A 6150-nucleotide genomic window follows, 5' to 3' on the forward strand; every position below is an offset into this window, starting at 1 on the left:
ATCCGATAGTTCGCCATGCGGCGAACTATAGCCGATGGTGTGGCATGACCCGGGTCAACCGGCAGGAGGCGATCAAAGCCCGCTTGCGTCCCGGACGGCCGGAGCCGGGCCCGGCGTGGGCCGGATGCCATCGAGGGAGAGTAGTGCGGTCGCGGCGGTGCTGGGATGCCGTCCGCTCGCGGTCGCCACGGCGAGGTGCCAGTGGGGTGGGTCGGTGACGGGAACGAAGCGCGCGGTGGTCCGCTTGGTGGTGAAGATCTGCGGTACGACGGCGACGCCCAGCCCGTGGCTGACCAGATCGAGCAGCCAGTGCACGTCGTTGACCTCGAACGCGACCCGCCGTTCGACCCCGGCGGCGGCCATCGCCTGGTCGACGGCGTCCCGGCTGATCCAGCCGGGGGAGAAGTCGACGAAGGTCTCACCCGACAGGTCACCCAGGTCGACTCCGGAGCGGTCCCGGAGCGGATGGGCCGGGCCGCAGGCCAGCACCAGCGGCTCGGCGCGGATCGGGGCCAGCGCGACGCCGGGCACCGCACTCGCGGGCGCGGAGACGAACGCCAGGTCGAGGTCGCCGGTGCGGACGCGTTCGATCAGGTCGGGCGATCCGCCCTGCCGTAGCCGGATCTCGACACCGGGGTGGGCGGCGTGGAACCGGGCCAGGGTCGCCGGCAGGTCGACGGCGCCGAGGCACTGCAGGGTGCCGACCGCCAGGGTGCCGCGCAGCAGTCCCCGTACCGCGGCGACCGCGTCCTTGGCGGCGGCGACGTTGGCCAGGGCGTGCCGGGCCTGGGTGAGCAGGGCTCGGCCCTCGTTGGTCAGTTCGACGCTGCGGGTGTTGCGGACGAAGAGACTGGCGCCCAGCTCACGCTCCAACGAACGGATGGACGTCGACAGACCGGACTGCGCCACGTGCATCCGCTCGGCGGCCCGGGTGAAGTGCCGCTCCTCGGCGACCGCCACGAAGTACTCGAGCTGGCGTAGTTCCACGATTCATCACCAACACCGATTGCCGGAATCAGATTCTTCTGTTGGACAGCTTAGCCATCGGGGTGGAGGCTGGAACCCGTGCGCTGCGGGGGAACCTCCGCGCGCGTCGAATCCGCACCGCTTCGAGGAGGAGCCTCCATGCACACCCGCCGCATCGGTGACATCGCCGTCGGCGCGATCGGTCTCGGCGGCATGCCGATGTCGATCGAGGGCCGGCCCGACGAGCAGCGTTCGGTCGCCACGATCCACGCCGCGCTGGACGCCGGTGCCACGCTGATCGACACCGCGGACGCCTACCACCTGTACGCCAACGACGTCGGCCACAACGAGTCGCTGATCGCCCGCGCCGTGGCGACCTATGGCGGCGACACGTCCGACGTGCTGATCGCCACGAAGGGCGGTCACCTGCGCCCTGGCGACGGCTCGTGGACGCGGAACGGGTCGCCCGAGTACCTCAAGAGCGCCTGCGAGGCGTCCCTCAAGCGACTCGGCGTCGAGGCGATCGGCCTCTACCAGTTCCACCGGCCCGACCCCGCGGTCCCGTACGCGGACTCCGTCGGCGCCATCCGGGACCTGCTCGACGCCGGGAAGATCCGGATGGCCGGCATCTCCAACGCCGACCCCGAGCAGATCGTGCTCGCCAACGAGATCCTCGGTGGCCGGCTGGTCAGCGTCCAGAACCAGTACTCGCCCGCCTTCCGCTCCAGCGAACCGGAACTGGCGCTGTGCGCGGAACTCGGTATCGCGTTCCTGCCCTGGAGTCCGCTCGGCGGCATCTCCAACGCCGGCGCCCTGGGTTCGCGGTTCGCGGTGTTCGCCGAGGTCGCCGGCGAGCACGGGGTCAGCCCGCAACAGGTCTGCCTGGCCTGGATGCTGGCGAAGGCACCGGGCGTGATCCCGATCCCGGGTTCGTCACGCCCCGAGACGATCCGTGACTCCGTCGCCGCGGCCGACCTCCAACTGTCGGCCGAGCATCTCGCTCGCCTCGACCAGCCCTGACGGCGGGCCGCCCCACCACACGACCATCGATGCCGTGTGGTGGGGCCGCAGTCGGCTGGCAGGCCATGCACTTCCGCATCGCGCCCGCCCGTCCGGCGATCAGGTCGTCACGGACGCCTACGATCGGGCCATGCCCCTGACGGCCAACGACGTCGACCGGTTCGAGGCTGCCAGGCCGCGTCTGGAGGCCATCGCCTACCGCCTCCTGGGCTCCGCCGGGGAGGCCGAGGACGCCGTGCAGGAGACGTTCCTGCGCTGGCAGGCCGCCGACGTCGACCGCATCGAGGTCCCGGTGGCCTGGCTGACGAAGGTCCTCACCAACCTGTGCCTCAACCAGCTCACCTCCGCGCGGGCACGCCGCGATACCTATGTGGGTCAATGGCTTCCCGAGCCGCTGCTCGCCGGCGACCCGATGCTCGGCCCGGCCGACACCGCCGAACAGCGCGAATCGGTGTCGTACGCGGTCCTCACCCTCATGGAGCGCCTCTCACCCAACGAGCGGGCCGTGTACGTGCTGCGGGAGGCCTTCGACTACCCGCACCGGGAGATCGCCGAGATCCTCGACATCACCGAGGCCGCCAGCCAGCAGATCTTTCACCGCGCCAAGAAGCACGTCGCGGACGGCAAGCCCCGCACCGAGGTCGACGAGGCCGCCGCCCGGCGGATCGTCGAGGAGTTCCTGGCGGCCGCCGCCAGCGGTCAGATCGAGCCGCTCGTACGCCTGCTCACCGAGGACGCCATCTCGATCGGCGACGGCGGCGGGAAGGTCCCGGCCCGCGCCAAGGCGTTCGCGGGTGCCGTCGCGGTCGCGAAGTTCCTGCGCGGCCTGGTCAAACCCGGCGCGGCCAAGCGGGCCCTGATCGGCGGCTCGCCCGAGGTCTACGCGTGGACCGCCAACGGCGATCCCGCCGTCGTGGCCGTCGTGCATGGCCGGGTCGTTGGCGTCATGTGCCTGGAGCTGACCGCCGGTGGCATCGTCGCGATCCGCAACCAGGTCAACCCCGACAAGCTCGACCGCGCGACCGCGCGCTGGGCGGCCGCCGACCACGGGGAGCCACTGTTCAGCGCCTTCTGACCGCGATATGAGGTTCTTCACATCGCGTTCCTGTCAGCAAACGGCGGGCTGCCCGGTTCAGGTGGCAAACCCGCGTAGGACAGGAGCACGGATATGCGGCACCGCATCATCGTCCTCGGAGCCGGATACACCGGAGCCGTCGCCGCCGGCCGCCTCGCCAAGCGGCTTCGCCGCGAGGACGTCGCCATCACCCTCGTCAACGCCGAGCCCGACTTCGTCGAACGCGTCCGCCTGCACCAGCTGGCGACCGGCCAGGACCTCAAGGCCCGGCCGTTCAGCAAGATGTTCGCGGGCACCGGCGTCGAACTGAGGCTCGCCAAGGTCACCTTCGTCGACGTCGACCGCAAGACCGTCGCCGTCACCGACGCGAACGGCGCCGAAGAACTCGCCTACGACACGCTCGTTTACGCCCTGGGCAGCGGCTGGAACACCCAACACGTTCCCGGGACCGCCGAGCACGCCGATGAGATCGCCAGCCGCCCCGGAGCACTCCGGCTGCGCGAGCGCCTGGCCCGCCTCGACGCCAGGCAGACCGTGGTCGTCGTCGGCGGCGGCCTGACCGGCCTGGAGGCCGCGACCGAGATCGCCGAGGCCCGCCCGGACCTGGACGTCGCCCTCGCCGCCCGAAGCGGACTCGGCGACTGGCTCTCGCCCAAGGGCCGCGCGCACCTGCGGAAGGTCTTCGGCACGCTCGGCATCACCGTGTACGAGCACGCCGCCGTCACCAGCGTCGAAGCCGACCGCGTCACCACCGCCGACGGCAAGGCCATCCCGGCCGCGGTCACCGTGTGGACCACCGGTTTCGCGGTCCACCCGATCGCGAAGAAGACCGCCCTGGAGGTCACCGGCACCGGCCAGATCGTGGTCGACGGGACCATGCGCTCGGTCTCCCACCCCGACGTCTACGCCATCGGCGACGCGGCCATGGTGATCGGCCCCGGGGACAAGCCGCTGCGGATGTCGTGCGCCTCGGGAACCCCGACCGCCTGGCAGGCCGCCGACGCGATCGCGGCCCGCGTGACCGGCACGAAGCTCCCGAACGCACCGATCCGCTACTTCAACCAGTGCATCTCACTGGGCCGCAAAGAAGGCTTGATCCAGTACGTCACCGCCGACGACCGCGCCGTGCCGGCGGTCCTGACCGGGCGGCTCGCCGCCGTCTACAAGGAGCTGGTCTGCAAGGGCGCCGCCTGGGGCGTCGCCAACCCGACGCTGGGGCTGCCGACCCGGCGCCGCGCCACCCGGGACCGGGCCGCCGCGGGCTCGGCCGTCAAGGCGCAGGCATAGAGCACGACGTGAAGTGGGCGCCCTCGATGCGAGCGCGCCCACTTCGCAGCCGGTCCAGGCGGCGACGCGGGCCGCCGGGCCACGCCGTCCGGCATGGCCCGGATGGCGGTCAGGTAGCCTGGACATGTTCCACCGTTCCGCTCTGCCCCTGCCGGATCCGACTCCGGTCACCAGCGCAAACGGCACCGGCCAGCGCCGGGCAGTTGACACTTCCACGTTCGGAGATTCCATGGCGGCACGCCGCCCTCGCACCACTCCCACCTTCGAGGAACTCGGCGTACCCGTCCCGCTCGTGCGGGCACTGGCCGCAAGAGGCGTCACCGCGCCGTTCCCGATCCAGGCCGCGACCCTTCCCGACGCCCTCGCCGGCCGCGACATCCTCGGCCGGGGACGCACCGGGTCGGGCAAGACCTACGCGTTCGCGCTGCCCCTGCTGGCCCGGCTCGCCGCGAGCGCCGCGCCGCGCCGTCCGGGACGACCCCGCGCACTGGTACTCGCGCCGACCCGTGAACTCGCCGCCCAGATCGAGGCGTCGATCGCCCCGCTGGCAATGGCCATGTCCCTGCGTACCCTGACCGTTTTCGGCGGTACCGACCCCCGTCGCCAGATCAACGCCCTGCGATCGGGCGTGGATATCGTCGTCGCCTGCCCGGGCCGGATCGCCGACCACGTCGACAGCGGCCATGCCAGCCTCGACGCAGTCGAGATCACCGTGCTCGACGAGGCCGACCACATGGCCGACCTCGGCTTCCTGCCGACCGTGCGGCGGCTGCTCGACCGGACCCCGAAGCAGGGTCAGCGGCTGCTCTTCTCGGCGACCCTCGACGCCGGCGTCGACGTCCTCGTCCGGCGCTACCTCACCAACCCGGTGACCCACAGCGTCGACTCCGCCGCAGCGCCGGCGGACGTGCCGCACCACATGCTGCACATCGATGACCACGACCGGCTGGCCGTCCTCGTCGACCTCGCCGCCGCACCGGGCCGCACCCTGGTCTTCGCGCGCACCAAGCGGCGGGCGAAGACACTGACCCGCCAGCTCGTCGCGGCCGGCATCCCCGCCACCGAGCTGCACGGCAACCTGGCGCAGGGCGCCCGGAGCCGCAACCTGCAAGCGTTCGCCAACGGCGACGTGACGACGCTGGTCGCGACCGACATCGCCGCTCGTGGCATCCACGTCGACGACGTCGCGCTCGTCGTGCACGCCGACCCGCCGGCCGAGTACAAGGCGTACCTGCACCGGTCCGGGCGGACCGCACGGGGCGGCGCGACCGGCACGGTCGTCACCCTCATGACCGCCGACCAGGTCGCCGGGGTCCGCCAACTCGCCCGCCAGGCCGGCATCGCGCCGACGACCACCCGACTGCGGCCCGGGCATCAACTGCTCGACGAGATCGCCCCGGGCCCACGCACGCTCGTCCACCCGCCGGTCCCGGCTCCGGTGGACGGCGGCCGGACGGTGGAGAAGGCACCGCGTCGCGACCGGCGGCGCGGATCCGCCGGCCAGCCTGCGCCCGAGCCGCGTCAGACCCGGTCACGCGAGCCGGGTACGGCACACAGTGGCCGAAACCCGGCGGCATCGCCGACCCGGCGAGCGTCCGGGGTGGTCGCCTTCTCCGCCGGGAGCCGGATCGGTACCGGCCGCGGCGCCAGGTAGCTGCCGCAACCGCGGAGTCAGCGCGTCGCGTGTTCGGCACGTGCGGGTGCGCCCACCTCGTGCAGATGTTGCAGGGCCTGGCGGTACGAGGCGACGAGACTGGTCTGTTCGTAGGCGACGCCGATCTCGGCGCAGTAGGCCTGCACGA

At 72.0% G+C, this 6150-nt stretch carries 5 protein-coding genes and 1 pseudogene; 4 read left to right on the forward strand and 2 right to left on the reverse strand.

The window, feature by feature from the left end; translation table 11 throughout:
• Positions 1–72: 72 nt before the first annotated feature.
• A complete protein-coding gene (locus AB0M52_RS28795; protein WP_363960155.1) occupies positions 73–987 on the reverse strand; it encodes a LysR family transcriptional regulator in 915 nt (304 codons plus the stop codon).
• A 138-nt stretch (positions 988–1125) separates the two neighbouring features.
• On the opposite strand from AB0M52_RS28795, the gene AB0M52_RS28800 reads away from it, so the two are divergent.
• The 4 genes from AB0M52_RS28800 (at position 1126) to AB0M52_RS28815 (ending at position 6002) form a co-directional block, all read left to right on the forward strand.
• Positions 1126–1986 carry an aldo/keto reductase gene (locus AB0M52_RS28800; RefSeq protein WP_363960158.1) on the forward strand — a complete coding sequence of 287 codons (861 nt, stop codon included), beginning with the start codon at positions 1126–1128 and terminating at the stop codon, positions 1984–1986.
• Positions 1987–2116: 130 nt separating this feature from the next.
• Positions 2117–3061 (forward strand): RNA polymerase sigma-70 factor, encoded by a 945-nt coding sequence (locus AB0M52_RS28805; protein WP_363960161.1) that lies wholly within the window; start codon positions 2117–2119, stop codon positions 3059–3061.
• A gap of 93 nt (positions 3062–3154) precedes the next feature.
• A complete protein-coding gene (locus tag AB0M52_RS28810) occupies positions 3155–4348 on the forward strand; it encodes an FAD-dependent oxidoreductase (protein ID WP_363960164.1) in 1194 nt (397 codons plus the stop codon).
• A gap of 229 nt (positions 4349–4577) precedes the next feature.
• Positions 4578–6002 (forward strand): DEAD/DEAH box helicase, encoded by a 1425-nt coding sequence (locus AB0M52_RS28815; RefSeq protein ID WP_363960167.1) that lies wholly within the window; start codon positions 4578–4580, stop codon positions 6000–6002.
• A 17-nt stretch (positions 6003–6019) separates the two neighbouring features.
• Here AB0M52_RS28815 and AB0M52_RS28820 read toward each other — a convergent pair.
• A pseudogene (locus AB0M52_RS28820) lies at positions 6020–6150 on the reverse strand (acyl-CoA desaturase); the annotation flags it as partial.

Origin of the sequence: Micromonospora sp. NPDC051296 (assembly GCF_040682255.1) — a bacterium.
Lineage (GTDB): Bacteria > Actinomycetota > Actinomycetes > Mycobacteriales > Micromonosporaceae > Micromonospora > Micromonospora craterilacus.